We start from the raw sequence: 15,054 nt of genomic DNA, 5'->3' as shown, positions 1-15,054 counted from the left end.
CGTACCGCTGCCTGCGCGGTCACTCGCGTGTCGCTGCTTCCGCGGCCGGACCCGCACCGCGTGGTCCACGGCCGGTCCCGCGCCGCTTCTTCCGCAGCCACTCGCGTACCGCTGCTTGCGCGGTGACTCGCACCTCGTGCTCGCACGGCCGCTCGCACCGCGCGGACGACGGCTCACTCAGCTCCGAGTGAGCTACTCCAGAGTGCCCGGCAATCGCTCCCTCACGCGCGCTGGAACCGCCGGAAGATGCCGGGCGCGCCGCGCCGGGCGAGCCCTACGCCCCGAACACCCGCGACACCGCGTAGATCGCGAGCCCCGCCAGGGAGCCGACCACCGTGCCGTTGATCCGGATGAACTGGAGGTCCCGCCCGATGTGCGCCTCGATCTTCTTCGAGGTGTGCTCCGCGTCCCAGCCGGCCACGGTGTCGGTGATGAGCGAGGTGATCTCGTCGCGGTACGTCGTGACGACGTACACCGCCGCGCCCTCCACCCAGCCGTCCACCTTCCGCTGGAGCCGGCCGTCCCGCGCCATCCGCGCCCCGAGCGACAGCAGCGAGGCCCGTACGCGCAGCCGCAGCTCGCTGCGCTCGTCCTCGGCGGCGGCCACGATCATGGACCGTACGGCCGACCAGGCGGACGCGATGAGGTCCTGCACCTCGCCGCGGCCGAGGACCTCCCGCTTGAGGCGCTCCACGCGCTCACGGGTGTCGGAGTCCGACTGGAGGTCGGCGGCGAAGTCGGCGAGGAAGCGGTCCACGGCGCCGCGCGCCGGGTGCCCGGGCATGTCCCGCATCTCGGTGACGAAGCGCAGCAGTTCCTTGTAGACCCGCTCGCCGACCCGCTTGTCGACGAACCGGGGCGTCCAGCCGGGGGCGCCGCCCTGCACCGCGTCCATCACCGAGTCGCCGTGTTCGACCAGCCAGTCGTGGGCGCGTACGCAGACCAGGTCGACGACCCTGTGGTGGCCGCCGTCGACGACGATCTTCTCCAGCGTCTTGCCGAGGCCGGGCGCGATCTCCCGGGCGTCGGCGCGGCGCGTGATGGCCTCGCCCACCACCGCCTGCACGTCAGAGTCGCGCAGCACGGTCAGCGCCCCGCGCAGCGCCGTGGCCAGCTCCGCCGTCACGCGGTCCGCGTGCACGGGCTGGGCCAGCCAGGTGCCGAGGCGGGCGCCGATGCCCACCGCGTGCAGACGCTCCCGTACGACGTCGGCGGAGAGGAAGTTCTCCCCCACGAACTCACCGAGGGAGACGCCGAGCTGGTCCTTCTTGTTCGGGATGATCGCCGTGTGCGGGATGGGCAGGCCGAGCGGGTGCCGGAAGAGCGCGGTCACGGCGAACCAGTCGGCGAGGGCGCCGACCATGCCGGCCTCGGCGGCCGCCGCCACATAGCCCGTCCAGGCGCCCGCGCCGGAGGCCGCCGCCCACTTGGCCAGTACGTACACGAGCGCGACGAGGACGAGCAGTCCCGTCGCCGTGGCCTTCATGCGGCGCACGCCCCGCCGCTTCTCCTCGTCGGCGGGGCTGTACGTGAAGCCGCCGGGGGCCACCGCCTCGCGCCCCGCGTCGGCCCCGGGCCCCTCGCCGGGCTCGGGCCTCTTCTCCGCGTCTGTGCTGCGCACTCACTTCACCCGACCCGTCCGCCTCGTACTCGTACGCCTACTCGTACTTGTCCTCGTGCTCGTGCTCGTGCTCGTCCTCATGGTCATGGTTCCCGCGTCATGTGTTCTCCGTCCCTTCCTCCCTACTCCCGGAACGAACGACAAGTTCCCGGCGTCTGAATGAGCGGAGGGGGGCAGTGTCGGCCGCCTCACGGCCCATGCCGCATCATGGGGTGATCACACCGGAGCCTCGGGGCTCCCCCTGCCCGAGGAGAAAGAACCCGCATGACCAAGCGTCACGGTTATGCCCTTCTCGCCGCGGTCATCGCGGTCATCGTGGTGGTTTCCGCCGCCATATACGTCGGCGTCGCCGGCACCGACGACGGCTCGCGGGACACCTTCGGCGCGGGCTCGCGCGGCCCCCGCAACTCCGCCGCCCCCGCCTCCTCCGGCACCTGGGTCGGCTCCTGGTCCGCCTCCCCCGCGGGGTTCGAACCGGGCACGGAGCGCAAGGGCTTCGCCGGCCGCTCCCTGCGCAACGTCGTGCACACCAGCGTCGGCGGCGACAGCGCCCGCATCACCCTGTCGAACCTCTACGGAACCACGCCGCTGAGCATCACGCACGCCTCCATCGCGGTGGCGTCCGCGTCGAACGACCCGGCCGCCGCGCCCGGCACGCTGCGCCGCCTCAGCTTCGACGGCAACACCTCGGTGGTCATCCCGCCGGGCGCCCAGGTGATGAGCGACGCCGCCCGGCTGCGGGTCCCGTACGACGGCGACCTGCTCGTCACGACGTACTCGCCGACCCCCTCGGGCCCGGTCACCTACCACCCGCACGCGCGCCAGATCAGCTTCGTCGCCGAGGGCGACCGGACCGAGGACACGGCGGGCGACGCCTACACCGAGCAGAGCCCGTTCTGGCGCTACCTCGCCGCGGTGGACGTACTGAGCAACGAGTCCGACGGCACCGTCGTCGTCTTCGGCGACTCGATCACCGACGGCATCACGTCCACGATGGGCGCCAACCGCCGCTGGCCCGACGTCCTCGCCGACCGGCTGCGCGCCGAGCCGGGCGCGCCCCGCTACGGCGTCGTCAACCAGGGCATCAGCGGCAACCGCGTCCTGTCCGACGGGCAGGGCCGGCCCGCCGTCAACCCGAGCGGGCTCTCCCGCTTCGACCGGGACGTCCTGGGCCGTACGGGCGTCAAGGCCGTCGTGATCGCCCTCGGCGTCAACGACATCCTGCGCAACCCGCACCAGAACGATCCGGACCGCATCGTCGAGGGCCTGCGCGAGCTGACCCGCCAGGCGCACGCCCGCGGCCTGCGGGTCGTCGGCGCCACGCTGATGCCCTTCGGCGGCCACCGCGGCTACGAGCCCGCCCTGGAGGCCGTGCGGCAGTCCGTCAACGAGCAGATCCGCTCAGGGACGGTCTTCGACCAGGCCGTCGACTTCGACCGGGCGCTGCGGGACCCCTACGACCCGCGCAGGCTGCGGGCGCGGTACGACTCCGGGGACCATCTGCACCCCTCGGACGCGGGGTACCGCAAGATGGCGGAGTCGTTCGACCTGTCGTCCTTGAAAGGGCGGGCTCAGGTGCCCGGCTTGCGGCCGTAGACGAAGACCTCGTCGCCCTTGCGCAGCGTGTCCCAGTACTTCACGGCGTCCTTCTTCGTCATGTTGACGCAGCCGTGGGAGCCCGGCGGCGCCCAGACGCTGATGCCGACCGAGTGGAAGGCCTGGCCGCCGTCGAAGAACTGGCTGTAGGGCATCGGCACGTGGTACAGGCTGGACACGTGGTCGATGTCCCGCCAGTAGACCTTCTTCAGGCCCGTGCGGGTCTCGTGGCCGTTGCGGCCGGTACGCACCGGGACCGGGCCGTACTTGAGGTTCTTGCCGTCCTGGATCCAGCTGATCTGGAGCGTGAGGTCGACGCAGGCGATGCGCCCCTTGTCGGTCGGGCACTTGCCCGCCTTGTTGGGGTTGTCGCCCACGGCCTTCTGCTTGTTCATGAGGTTCATGACACCCCAGGTGACGCTGCCCGCGTACCCGGCGTTCGGGCTGATCTGATGCTTGGTCTGGAAGGCCTTGATGGCCTTGCAGTCGGCAGCCGACTGCTTGCCGTCCACCGGGCGGCCGAGGAACTTCTCGACCTGCTTCTGGTACGGCCCGGTCTGCGTGGAGCAGGAGGCGGCCTGCGCGCTGCCGGTCCCGGCCGCCACCGTGAGCGGGGCCACCAGCATGGTGATCCCCAGGGCCACGGCCCCTCGTCTGCGTATGTCCCCCACTGTTGCCTGCCCCTCGTCCGCCGTCCGGCGATCGTCATGTGTCCTGCGTCCACTGATGGATTCCACCTGCTAGACAGCGCGAACCCCCGGTTCGTTGCAGGACGAATGGGCACAGGTGTGTAACAGGGGGCGATTTGTCGCCACGCCCCCCGGCGCGCAACCGCGCACGACCGCGCTCAGTCGCGCTGCTCGCGCTCGCCCTCCAGCTCCTGGCGGCGACGCTCCTCCTTGAGCCGCAGCTTCTCGGCCCTGCGCAGCTTGCGGTCGACGCCGACGCCGCCCATCAGGGCGAAGCCCGTGACGACCACGCGGGGCGAGTCGGGGGTGCCCACGCCGGTCGCCCGGTCGTCGAAGCCGCCCATGACGCCGACACCCTTGACCACGACGTTCAACTCCGGCGGCACGGTGACCTGGATCCCGCCCATGATCGTGAAGCAGCGGATCTCCACGTCGCGCTCCGCGAAGCGGGCCTCGCGCAGGTCGATCTCGCCGCCGCCCCACATGGCGAACGCGGTGAACCGCCGCCCGACCGTCCAGCCGCCCCTGCGGCCGAAGCCGCTCCAGAAGGCGAAGCCGCCGGTCGAGGTGGGCGGCCCCGCCACCATCCGCGCCGCCCAGTCGACGCCGGCCGCGTCCTGGCCCCCGGGCCGCTTCACCATGGACACCCGGGCGCCGTGCGCCGGCAGGTCGCGGGTGAGCGGCGCCAACTCGCTGTACGTACGGGCCCGGTACGCCGCGTCGAGGCGCTCCTCGAACTCCGCCATGTCGAGGCGGCCCTCGGCCATCGCGTCCCGCAGCAGTTCGGCGACCCGCTCGCGGTCGGCGTCGGAGGCCCGCAGATCGGGGAGTTCTTCACTCATGGGGGCAGCCTACGAGACTCATGGGGCGCCCTACGAGGTCCTCCTGTCCGCGTACATCTTGGCGATGACCGTCTCGATGTCCGGTTCCCGCACGGACAGATCGGCCAGCGGATAGCGCGCCGCGACCTCCGCGACGAGCGGGGCCGCCGACCGGGCGGCGGGGAAGGCGAGCCACTGGCGCGGGCCCTCGACCTTCACCACGCGCGCCGACTCGACCTCGATGGGCGGCAGTTCGCGCTCCAGGTCCACGACGAGGGTGCGCTCGCTCTCCCCCACCTCGTGCAGGCCGGCGAGCGGACCGTCGTACATCAGGCGCCCGTGGTCGATGACCATGACGCGTCCGCACAGTTGCTCGATGTCGGTCAGGTCGTGCGTGGTGAGCAGCACCGTCGTACCCGACCGCGTGTTCAGGTCGCGCAGAAAGCCCCGCACCTTCGCCTTGCTGATGACGTCCAGGCCGATCGTCGGCTCGTCGAGGTAGAGCACCTCGGGGTCGTGCAGGAGTGCCGCCGCGATGTCGCCGCGCATCCGCTGCCCGAGGGAGAGCTGACGCACGGGCACGTCCAACAGGGCCGCCAGTTCGAGGAGTTCGACGCACCGGTCGAGGTTCTCCCGGTAACGGGCGTCGGGGATGCGGTACATGCGATGCATCAGGCGGTAGGAGTCGACCAGCGGCAGGTCCCACCAGAGCGTGGTGCGCTGGCCGAAGACGACACCGATGCGGTGCGCGAGGCGGGTCCGCTCCCGGGAGGGGTCGATGCCCGCGACCCGCAGCCGGCCCGCGCTCGGCGTGAGGATGCCCGTCAGCATCTTGATCGTCGTCGACTTGCCCGCGCCGTTCGGCCCGATGTAGCCGACCATCTCGCCGCGCGGCACGGTGAAGGAGATCCCGTCGACGGCCCGCACCTCGTGCCGCTCGCGCCGCAGGAAGCCCGTCTTCTTGGACACGTCGAAGACCTTCTCGACGCCGTCCAGCTCAATGAGGTCCGGTTCCACGGAAGTTCAGCTCCCTGTGCTGCGGTACGAACGAAGGCCGGTGCGCCAGGCGAGTCCGGCGAGGGCGAGGCAGGCGACGGCCACCAGCGGCGGCGTGAAGGCCGTCCATTCGGGCAGGTCGAGCGGGTAGGGGCGGTCCAGGAGGTACAGGGCGGGCAGCCAGTTCACGAAGGCGAGCGGCAGGACGAAGGTGACGCCGCGCACCAGGTCCTTGGCGAAGACCGACGGCGGGTACTGCAGCAGCGTCGTACCGCCGTAGGTGAAGGCGTTCTGCACCTCCGCCGCGTCCCGCGCCACGAACTGGAAGGCCGCGCCCGCCAGGAACACGGCCCCGAAGATCCCCGCCCCGCTGAGCAGCATCACCGGCACCAGCACCGCCTTCACCGGGGTCCAGTCGATGTCCAGGACCACGAGCGCGTACGTGAGGATGAGCGTGCTCTGCGTCAGCCGCCCGAGCCGGTGCAGCCCGAACCGGTCGGCGGCGACCTGCGCGAGGACCGGGGCGGGCCGCACGAGGAGCGTGTCGAGCGTGCCGTCGCGCACCCGCCTGCCGAGGCGGTCCATGGACCCGAGGGACAGGTCGGCGAGCCCGAAGGCGGTGCACGAGGCCCCGTACAGGAGGGCGATCTCGGCGAGCGAGTAGCCGCCGAGCCGGTCCACCCGGGAGAACATCAGCAAGATCGCCGCGAAGTCGAACCCGGTCACCGCGAAGTTGCCGAGCGCCGTCATGGCGAAGGACAGGCGGTAGGCCATCAGGGAACGGATCCACATGGCGGAGATCAGCCGGTAGGCGCGCAGCCCCGAGCGCGCCTGCGCCCACCGCCGTCGCACCCCGCTCGGCTCAGCCACCCTGGACCACCACCCGGCGCGTCGCCGCCGCCTGGAGCAGCCGGCCGGCCGTCAGCAGCGCCGCGGCCCAGCCGAGCTGGAAGGCGTACGTCCGCAGCAGGCCGAGGCCCGCGGACCGGCCGAGGAACACATCGGCCGGCACCTGGAGCAGCGCCGACCAGGGCAGCGCGCGGGCCAGCTCGCCGAGGGCGCCGGGAAAGACGTTCAGCGGCAGCAGCATCCCGGAGAAGAAGGTGCCCGCCAGCATCGCCACCTGCGTACTGCCCGCCCCGTCCATCAGCCAGAAGGCGGAGAGCGCCACCAGGAAGCGCAGCGCGAAGCTGACCAGCGCGCCCAGCACCACCGCCAGGAGGAACGCGAGCCAGCGCAGCGGGTCGGCCGGCAGCGCCAGGTCGAAGACGAGCGCGCCGATCATCATCGGCACGACGCCGCGCCCGAGCAGCTGGAACAGCGCCCGGCCCAGGTCGCTCGCCAGCCACCACGCCTGGAGGTCCGCCGGCCGGTACAGGTCGACGGCGATGTCCCCGGTGCGGATCCGCTCGATCAGCTCGCCCTCGAAGCCGCCGCCCATCAGCGCCATGACCGTGAGCAGCGCCTGCCCGAGCCAGACGAACGTGACGGCCTGCGCCTGGTCGTAGCCGCCGAGCCCGGGCCGCTCGTCCCAGAGCGCGACGTAGGTGTAGGCGAGGATCAGCCCGAAGACGGTGTTCGTGAACACCCCGGCCGCCGTCGCGATCCGATACGTGGCGTAGCGACGGAAGCCTCCCCGGGCGACGGCCGCGTACAAACGGAACCGTCCTGTACGCACACGCATCCCTTTCACCGTGGGCCTCGCCCCTGATCGGACCAAAGCGCAGGATCGTAGTGTGGTCGGGAGCGCTCGCGCCAGGCATTTTCGCCCCGCGGCGCGTGCCTGGCGCCCGACGCGTGCGGCGAAGGTGTGCAATGGGGCCTTACGAGGCTTATCGGATGTATGACGCTGATCAGGAGTTCCGCGAGACATGAGCGACGAGCCGCAGCAGCAGGACGCCGCCGGGGCGGGTGGCGAGCCCGCCGGTACCGGCAAGGCCAAGAAGCCGAGGCGTCCCAAGCGCAAGGGCTGGCGGCGGATCTTCCCGACCTGGCGCATGGTCCTCGGCGGCCTCCTCCTGCTGATCCTGCTCGGCGTGGGCGCCTTCATGACGGGCTACACGCTGGTCGACATCCCCTCGGCTAACGCCGCGGCGACCAAGCAGAGCAACGTCTACCTGTACGCCGACGGCACCGAGATCGCCCGCGACGGCGAGGTGAACCGCGAGAAGGTGCCGCTCAAGCAGATCCCGCTGCACGTCCAGCGCGCCGTGCTCGCCGCCGAGGACCGCGACTTCTACGGCGAGTCCGCGGTCGACCCCAAGGCGATGATCCGCGCGGCCTGGAACACCGTCACCGGCAAGGGCAAGCAGTCCGGCTCCACGATCACCCAGCAGTACGTGAAGAACTACTACCTGGGCCAGGAGCAGACGGTCACCCGCAAGGTGAAGGAGTTCTTCATCTCCATCAAGCTGGACCGCGAGGTGAGCAAGGACGAGATCCTCTCCGGCTACCTGAACACCAGCTACTTCGGCCGCAACGCGTACGGCGTCCAGGCCGCCGCCCAGGCCTACTACGGCAAGAACGTCAAGGAGCTCAGCATCGCCGAGGGCGCCTACCTCGCGACCCTGCTCAACTCCCCCAACGCCTACGACGTCGCCACGCACCCCGAGAACAAGCAGCGCGCCGCCGGCCGCTGGAACTACGTCCTGGACGGCATGGTCAAGGAGGGCTGGCTCGCCAAGTCGAAGCGGGCGGAGGCCAAATTCCCGATGCCCGACGAGGCCAAGGGCGCGGCCGGCCTGTCCGGGCAGCGCGGCTATGTCGTCAAGGCCGTCGAGGACTACCTCGCCACCAACAAGATCATCGACGAGGAGACCCTCGCCAAGGGCGGCTACCGCATCACCACGACCCTGCAGAAGGACCGCCAGGACGCCTTCAAGAAGGCCGTCGACGACCAGGTGATGTCCAAGGTCGACAAGGACGCCCGCAAGGCGGACCGCAACGTCCGCGCGGGCGGCGCCTCCATCGACCCGGCCACCGGCAAGGTCGTCGCGATGTACGGCGGCATCGACTACACCAAGCAGTACGTCAACAACGCCACCCGCCGCGACTACCAGGTCGGCTCCACCTTCAAGCCGTTCGTGTTCACCTCGGCGGTCGAGAACGGCTCCGTCACCCAGGACGGCCGCCCCATCACCCCCAACACCGTCTACGACGGCACCAACAAGCGCCCCGTGCAGGGCTGGAGCGGCGGTACGTACGCCCCCGAGAACGAGGACCAGGTCTCCTACGGCGACACCACCGTCCGCGAGGCCACCGACAAGTCCGTGAACTCGGTGTACGCCCAGATGGCCGTCGACGTCGGCTCGGACAAGGTCAAGGACACCGCGGTCGCCCTCGGCGTCCCGGCGTCCACCCCCGACCTGACCGCCTCCCCCTCCATCGCGCTCGGCCCCTCCACCGCGAGCGTCCTCGACATGGCCGAGGCCTACGCGACCCTCGCCAACCACGGCGAGCACGGCACGTACACGATCGTCGAGAAGATCACCAGGAACGGCGAGGAGGTGGAGCTGCCGGAGCAGAAGACCGAGCGCGCCGTGACCCGCGAGGCCGCCGACACCACCACCTCCATCCTGCAGAGCGTCGTCCAGGGCGGCACCGGCACGGCGGCCCAGGGCGCCGGCCGCCCCGCCGCGGGCAAGACCGGCACCGCCGAGAACGACACCGCCGCCTGGTTCGCCGGTTACACCCCCGACCTCGCGACGGTGGTCGCCGTGATGGGCCAGAACCCCGAGACCGGCGCGCACACCCCGCTCTACGGGGCGCTCGGCGAGTCCCGCATCAACGGCGGCGCCTACCCGGCCCGCATCTGGGCGCAGTTCACCAAGGCCGCCCTGGAGGGCAAGCCGGTCAAGGACTTCGACCTGGAGCTGGAACAGGGCGCGGACCTGCCCGTGCCGCCCGACCCGGCCACCGGCGGCACCCAGGACCCGGCGACCGGCGGCGCCACCACCGGCGGGCCGGACACCGGCGGCGGCACGACCGACGGCGGGCCCACCGACGGGGGCACCGTCACCGGCGGGCAGGAAACCGGCGGCACCAGCACGGACGGCGGCCAGGATTCCGGCGGGCAGACGGGCGGCCAGACGGGTGACCAGAGCGACGGCGGCACCGGCTCGGACGGCGGCACGGCCGACGGCGGGGCGGCTGACGGCGGCGGCGACCAGGGCGGGCCCACGGGCGGCGGCACCGACACCGGGGGCGCCACCGACGACGGGGGCGTCACGGACGGCGCGATCGGCGGCCTGACGGAGGGCTGACCCGGGGGGCTGACCCCCGCCCGGCCGGCCGGGGGTCAGTGACCCGAGGTCGCCTTCAGGCCGACCACGGCCACCAGCAGCAGACAGACGAAGAAGATCCGCGCGGCGGTGACCGGCTCGCCCAGCACCACCATGCCGAGCACCGCCGCGCCGGCCGCGCCGATGCCCACCCACACGCCGTACGCCGTACCGATGGGCAGCGACTTGGCGGCGTAGGACAGCAGCACCATGCTCGCGACGATGCCGGCGCCCGTGCCCAGGCTGGGCCACAGCCGCGTGAACCCCTCGGTGTACTTCATCCCGATCGACCAGCCCACTTCGAGCAGACCGGCGACGATCAACAGGACCCAGGCCATGACGGCACCTCCGACGGTGAGAAACGCTCAGCGCGTTGTCCGGTGGGGTGCGTCGTCTTTGCGGAGAACCCGGTACGGCGCGTCTCGTCGGGGTCGTTCCACGGTAGCAAACACGGTCCTGGCGGGGACGCCGTGCGGGCGGGCCCGCCAGGGCCGGGTGCGGGCCCGCCTACAGGTACAGGCCCGTCGTGTCCTCGGTGCCCTCGAAACGGTCGGCGGCCACGGCGTGCAGATCGCGCTCGCGCATCAGGACGTACGCCACGCCCCGCACCTCGACCTCGGCACGGTCCTCCGGGTCGTACAGGACCCGGTCGCCCGGCTCGACCGTCCGCACGTTCTGCCCGACGGCGACCACCTCGGCCCAGGCGAGCCGCCGGCCCACGGCCGCCGTCGCGGGGATCAGGATGCCGCCGCCGGAGCGGCGCTCGCCCTCGCCGGTGTCCTGCCGCACGAGCACACGGTCGTGCAGCATCCGGATGGGCAGCTTGTCGTCGTGGTGGGTCTTCTCGCTCACACCACCGAACCTACCTGCCCCGGCGCCCGCGCGGCCCCGAGGGTCAGCGCTCGCGCCGCCGCGAGCCGACCACGAGCAGCCCGATGACGCCCACGGCGACCAGCGCCACCGGGACGATCCGCTCGATACGGGGCGAACCGTCCACCCCGACGAAACGGCCCTTCACGTCCGAGACGAATCGGTTCGCCCCGACGTACGCCCGTCCCAGCGAGTGGTCCACGCCGGAGACGACCTTCGCCTTCGCGTCGCCGACGATCGTCTTCGGGTGGACGCGCACCCCGATCTCGTCGAGCGTCTCGGCAAGCTGGTCGCGCCGGCGCTTGATGTCCGCCTCGATCTGCGCAGGGGTCCTGGCATCCGACACCGCGCTGCCTCCAGGTCGTATCGATTGTGTGGACGTAACTGTGACCACAGTCTGTCAGCTTCACGCGCGCCGCACCCCACGGCACCCCTATTACGCTCGACTCCGTCACCACACCTTTCGCGCGAAACACGTTTCGCGCGAAGCACCTTTTGTGCGAGCCACCCCGCGAGGAGACCGAAGATGAGCGAGCGACTGCAGCCCGGCGACACCGCCCCCGCGTTCACCCTGCCCGACGCCGACGGCAAGGACGTCTCGCTGGCCGACCACAAGGGCCGCAAGGTCATCGTCTACTTCTACCCGGCCGCCCTGACGCCCGGCTGCACCAAGCAGGCCTGCGACTTCACCGACAACCTCGACGCCCTGGCCGCCGCCGGCTACGACGTCATCGGCGTGTCGCCCGACAAGCCGGAGAAGCTCGCGAAGTTCCGCGAGCAGGAGAACCTCAAGGTCACGCTGGTCGGCGACCCGTCCAAGGAGACCCTGGAGGCCTACGGCGCCTTCGGCGAGAAGAAGCTGTACGGCAAGACGGTGACCGGCGTCATCCGCTCCACCGTCGTCGTCGACGAACAAGGCAAGGTCGAGCACGCCTTCTACAACGTCAAGGCGACCGGCCACGTCGCCAAGATCATCCGGGACCTGGGCGTCTGACCGCCCGGCGCCCCGGGCGCCCGCCCTGTGACAAAGCCCCCCTCGCCGGGGGCTTTCGTTTGCGCCGGTGATGTCCGAGCAGGTGAGCCCGGGGGGAGCGTCCGAAGGCAGAACGAAAGGAACCACTCCATGGCGGCCCACGAAGCGACCGAGGCCGATGCCGAGGCGGTCAAACGCCACCGCACGCTGTTCCGCGCCGTCAGACGGCGCAAGAACCCGCCGCTGCGCCGCACCGACATCACGGTCACGGACGAGGCGGCGGTCAAGCGCGCGGTGAAGGCCGCCTCGCTCGGCAACGCCATGGAGTGGTTCGACTTCGGCATCTACAGCTACCTGGCCGTCACCATCGGCCACGTCTTCTTCCCGTCCGGGAACGACACGGTCCAGCTGGTCTCCTCCTTCGCGACCTTCGCGGTGTCCTTCCTCGTGCGCCCCATCGGGGGCATGGTCTTCGGGCCGATGGGCGACAAGATCGGCCGCAAGAAGGTCCTCGCCCTGACGATGATCATGATGGCGGTCGGCACGCTCGCCATCGGCCTGATCCCCTCCTACGCCACGATCGGCTTCTGGGCCCCCGTCCTGCTGATCTTCTTCCGCCTGGTCCAGGGCTTCTCCACGGGCGGCGAGTACGGCGGCGCCTCCACCTTCATCGCCGAGTACGCCCCCGACAAGCGGCGCGGCTACTTCGGCAGCTTCCTGGAGCTCGGCACCCTCGCCGGGTACACGGGCGCGGCCGGTCTCGTCCTCATCCTCAACACCGCCCTCGGCTCGGACACCATGGACTCCTGGGGCTGGCGCGTGCCGTTCCTCGTCGCGGGCCCGCTCGGCCTCGTCGGCCTCTACCTGCGGCTCAAGCTGGACGAGACGCCGGCGTTCCAGAAGATGGAGGACGCCACCTTCCACTCGGCGTCCGAGGGCGCCTCCGCCGCGGAGAGCACTGCCAAGGGCGACCTGGCGAAGATCTTCCGCCAGTACTGGCCGACGCTGATCCTGTGCGTCGCGCTCGTCGGCGCGTACAACATCACCGACTACATGCTGCTGTCGTACATGCCGACCTACCTCTCCGACGAACTCGGCTACGACGACGCGCACGGGCTCCTGATCCTCATCGGCACGATGATCGTCCTGATGCTGGTCATCAGCCGGGTGGGCAGGCTCTCCGACCGCTTCGGCCGCAAGCCGCTGCTGATGGCGGGCATGCTGGGCTTCCTCTTCCTGTCCCTGCCGTCCTTCCTCCTGATCAAGCAGGGCAGCCTGCTCGCGGTCTCCGCCGGCATGCTGCTGCTCGGCCTCTCCCTGGTCTGCCTCCTCGGCACGATGTCGGCGACGCTCCCGGCCCTCTTCCCCACCTCGGTCCGCTACGGCTCCCTCTCCGTCGGCTACAACATCTCCGCGTCCCTCTTCGGCGGCACGGCGCCCCTGGTGATCACCTCCCTGATCGGCGTCACGGGGACGGACATGGTCCCGGCGTACTACTCCATGGCGGCGGCGGTCGTCGGCGTCATCGCGGTGGCCTGCATGAAGGAGACCGCGCAGAAGCCGCTGTCGGGCTCCCCGCCGTCGGTGGAGACCAAGGAGGAAGCGGCGGAACTGGTGGAGGCCCAGTCCCCGAGCCCCAGGTTCTGACCCTCCCCCGCGCCGCACCACGGCCCGCCCCACTCGTGCAAGTGGGGCGGGCCGTTCCGCATATCGGGCGTGACGGTCCGATTAACGGTTCGTTACTCCGTACGGGGCTGCGAACGCGTGGCCGGGGCGGAGGGGATGACATGGCGGTCAGTCCGTACACCAGGGAACGCCTGGAGGAGGCGACGAAGTCGTCGCGGACGTTGTCCGAGGCGCTCGGGAAATTAGGGGTGGACCCGATGAGCCCGACGCGGAGGTACGTGCGTGAACGGATGCGGAGGCTGGGAGTCGATACGTCGCATTTCCAGCGGGAGGCGACTCGGTGGACCAAGGAGCTCCTGGAATCAGCGGTGACCGCTTCGAGCAGCATGAACGACGTGCTGCGGAACCTGGGAGTCGAGGTCGTGGGCGGTCATCACACGCACATCAGCCGCCGCATCAAGGCGTACGGAATCGATACATCGCACTTTCGGCGGCCGTCCCGGCACGGCATCCCCAAGCAGCGCCGCACACCCGACCAGCTCTTGGTCGAACAAGACCCGGCGGACGCCCGGCGTGTCCACAGCGACCGCCTCAGGCAGGCCATGGCCGAACTCGGCCTCGCAGAGCGGTGCGCGATGTGAGGGACGGAACCGCTGTGGCGAGGACATCCCCTGCCACTGGAGGTCGATCACATCGACGGCAACTGGCGCAACAACAGGATCGGGAACCTGCGGCTCCTGTGCCCCAACTGCCACTCGACCACCGACACCTACCGCGGCCGCGGCAAAGGCCGCCAGTCGTGAGCGAGCCGGTCTGTTACCCGCGGGAGCTGCTGGCAGCGGCTGCGAGGACCTGCTCAACCGTGGAGGAGGTCATCACGTTCGTAGGGGTGCGGCCGTACCGGGGTCTGCGCCGTCATCTGTTCAAACGGTTCGACGACTACGGAATCGATGTCTCCCATATGCCGCGCCGTCTCAGAGGCGGGCCATATCCCAGGCCGGCTTCCGACGAGCTCCGACGGGCCGTTGCCCAGAGCTCGTCGGTCGCGCAGACCCTGCGCGCCCTGGGAGAAGCGGACACCAGTCGACTGCGGGCCTTGCTGCCTCAATGGGTCGCGGAGGACGGGCTCGACACCTCCCACTTCCTCGGTCAGGCCCACCAGCGAGGCAGACCGGGACCGACGCCCGTGAAGACTGCAGCGGATGTACTCGTCAAACACGGCGGGTCACGCCGCACCAGGACCATCCTGCTGCGTCGAGCCCTGCGCGAGGTCGGCGTCCCCGAGCTCTGCGACGGCTGCGGATCCCCGCCCGAATGGAACGGACGGCCCATGACCCTGGAGATCGACCACATCAACGGCGACTGGAGCGACGACCGACGCGAGAACCTGCGCCTGTTGTGCCCCAACTGCCATGCGATCACCGACACGTGGTGCAGGGGTGGAAACCGGCGCCGCCCGTAGTGCGGCATAGGGACATCGGTACCATGGGCAGGCATGCGGCCGTTGCTGAATGGTATAAGCAGAGGTTTTAGGTGCCTCGGGGCATTTGCCCATGTGGGTTCGACTCCCATCGGCCGCACA

The 15,054-nt window shown here is 70.7% G+C and carries 14 protein-coding genes, 1 tRNA gene, 1 pseudogene and 1 riboswitch; of the genes and pseudogenes, 7 read left to right on the top strand and 9 right to left on the bottom strand.

Features of this window, described 5'->3' with window-relative positions; translation table 11 throughout:
• Positions 1–274: 274 nt before the first annotated feature.
• Positions 275–1,549, bottom strand: a complete 1,275-nt coding sequence (locus ACZ5GP_RS18645) for a DUF445 domain-containing protein (RefSeq protein WP_468752151.1) — start codon at positions 1,547–1,549, stop codon at positions 275–277.
• A gap of 336 nt (positions 1,550–1,885) precedes the next feature.
• On the opposite strand from ACZ5GP_RS18645, the gene ACZ5GP_RS18640 reads away from it, so the two are divergent.
• Positions 1,886–3,217 (top strand): SGNH/GDSL hydrolase family protein, encoded by a 1,332-nt coding sequence (locus tag ACZ5GP_RS18640; protein WP_468751885.1) that lies wholly within the window; start codon positions 1,886–1,888, stop codon positions 3,215–3,217.
• Here the strand turns inward: ACZ5GP_RS18640 and ACZ5GP_RS18635 are convergent.
• The 5 genes from ACZ5GP_RS18635 to ACZ5GP_RS18615 all read right to left on the bottom strand — a co-directional run bounded on the left by ACZ5GP_RS18635 (position 3,193) and on the right by ACZ5GP_RS18615 (position 7,407).
• Positions 3,193–3,888 carry a L,D-transpeptidase gene (locus ACZ5GP_RS18635; RefSeq protein ID WP_468751884.1) on the bottom strand — a complete coding sequence of 232 codons (696 nt, stop codon included), beginning with the start codon at positions 3,886–3,888 and terminating at the stop codon, positions 3,193–3,195. The genes ACZ5GP_RS18640 and ACZ5GP_RS18635 overlap by 25 nt on opposite strands.
• 176 nt (positions 3,889–4,064) lie before the next feature.
• The gene (locus tag ACZ5GP_RS18630) at positions 4,065–4,748 is read right to left on the bottom strand and encodes a DUF1707 SHOCT-like domain-containing protein (RefSeq protein WP_468751883.1); all 684 of its coding nucleotides are present in this window, start codon (positions 4,746–4,748) and stop codon (positions 4,065–4,067) included.
• A gap of 30 nt (positions 4,749–4,778) precedes the next feature.
• Positions 4,779–5,744, bottom strand: a complete 966-nt coding sequence (locus ACZ5GP_RS18625) for an ABC transporter ATP-binding protein (protein ID WP_468751882.1) — start codon at positions 5,742–5,744, stop codon at positions 4,779–4,781.
• A 6-nt stretch (positions 5,745–5,750) separates the two neighbouring features.
• Complete coding sequence (locus ACZ5GP_RS18620) at positions 5,751–6,593, bottom strand: ABC transporter permease (RefSeq protein WP_468751881.1); 843 nt, start codon at positions 6,591–6,593, stop codon at positions 5,751–5,753.
• Entirely contained in the window at positions 6,586–7,407 is an 822-nt protein-coding gene (locus ACZ5GP_RS18615; RefSeq protein WP_468751880.1) for an ABC transporter permease, read from the bottom strand. Before ACZ5GP_RS18615 ends, ACZ5GP_RS18620 begins: the two co-directional genes overlap by 8 nt.
• A 187-nt stretch (positions 7,408–7,594) precedes the next feature.
• Here ACZ5GP_RS18615 and ACZ5GP_RS18610 point away from each other — a divergent pair, with 187 nt between their 5' ends.
• Positions 7,595–9,985 (top strand): transglycosylase domain-containing protein, encoded by a 2,391-nt coding sequence (locus ACZ5GP_RS18610; RefSeq protein ID WP_468751879.1) that lies wholly within the window; start codon positions 7,595–7,597, stop codon positions 9,983–9,985.
• Positions 9,986–10,020: 35 nt separating this feature from the next.
• Here ACZ5GP_RS18610 and ACZ5GP_RS18605 read toward each other — a convergent pair whose 3' ends face one another.
• The 3 genes from ACZ5GP_RS18605 to ACZ5GP_RS18595 all read right to left on the bottom strand — a co-directional run bounded on the left by ACZ5GP_RS18605 (position 10,021) and on the right by ACZ5GP_RS18595 (position 11,219).
• Positions 10,021–10,341, bottom strand: coding sequence for a DMT family transporter (locus ACZ5GP_RS18605; protein WP_369212939.1), 321 nt, complete (start codon positions 10,339–10,341; stop codon positions 10,021–10,023).
• 46 nt (positions 10,342–10,387) lie between these two features.
• Positions 10,388–10,458: riboswitch (guanidine-III (ykkC-III) riboswitch) on the bottom strand.
• Between the two features lie 52 nt (positions 10,459–10,510).
• Positions 10,511–10,855, bottom strand: a complete 345-nt coding sequence (locus ACZ5GP_RS18600; RefSeq protein ID WP_468751878.1) for a GroES family chaperonin — start codon at positions 10,853–10,855, stop codon at positions 10,511–10,513.
• A gap of 43 nt (positions 10,856–10,898) precedes the next feature.
• Positions 10,899–11,219 (bottom strand): DUF3618 domain-containing protein, encoded by a 321-nt coding sequence (locus tag ACZ5GP_RS18595; protein ID WP_361076183.1) that lies wholly within the window; start codon positions 11,217–11,219, stop codon positions 10,899–10,901.
• Between the two features lie 180 nt (positions 11,220–11,399).
• Between ACZ5GP_RS18595 and bcp the strand changes: the two genes are divergently transcribed.
• The 5 genes and pseudogenes from bcp (at position 11,400) to ACZ5GP_RS18570 (ending at position 15,052) form a co-directional block, all read left to right on the top strand.
• Positions 11,400–11,867 carry a thioredoxin-dependent thiol peroxidase gene (bcp, locus tag ACZ5GP_RS18590; RefSeq protein WP_358580114.1) on the top strand — a complete coding sequence of 156 codons (468 nt, stop codon included), beginning with the start codon at positions 11,400–11,402 and terminating at the stop codon, positions 11,865–11,867.
• Between the two features lie 129 nt (positions 11,868–11,996).
• Complete coding sequence (gene proP, locus ACZ5GP_RS18585; RefSeq protein WP_468751877.1) at positions 11,997–13,493, top strand: glycine betaine/L-proline transporter ProP; 1,497 nt, start codon at positions 11,997–11,999, stop codon at positions 13,491–13,493.
• A gap of 140 nt (positions 13,494–13,633) precedes the next feature.
• Positions 13,634–14,275: pseudogene (locus tag ACZ5GP_RS18580) on the top strand (HNH endonuclease signature motif containing protein).
• Complete coding sequence (locus tag ACZ5GP_RS18575) at positions 14,272–14,934, top strand: HNH endonuclease (RefSeq protein ID WP_468751876.1); 663 nt, start codon at positions 14,272–14,274, stop codon at positions 14,932–14,934. Before ACZ5GP_RS18580 ends, ACZ5GP_RS18575 begins: the two are co-directional and overlap by 4 nt.
• A gap of 35 nt (positions 14,935–14,969) precedes the next feature.
• Positions 14,970–15,052, top strand: a tRNA-Leu gene (locus tag ACZ5GP_RS18570).
• Positions 15,053–15,054 lie beyond the last annotated feature (2 nt).

It is taken from the genome of Streptomyces sp. NPDC031466, from assembly GCF_055581265.1.
Note: the sequence above shows the minus strand (reverse complement) of the source record. Positions and strands in the feature narration are given on the sequence as shown.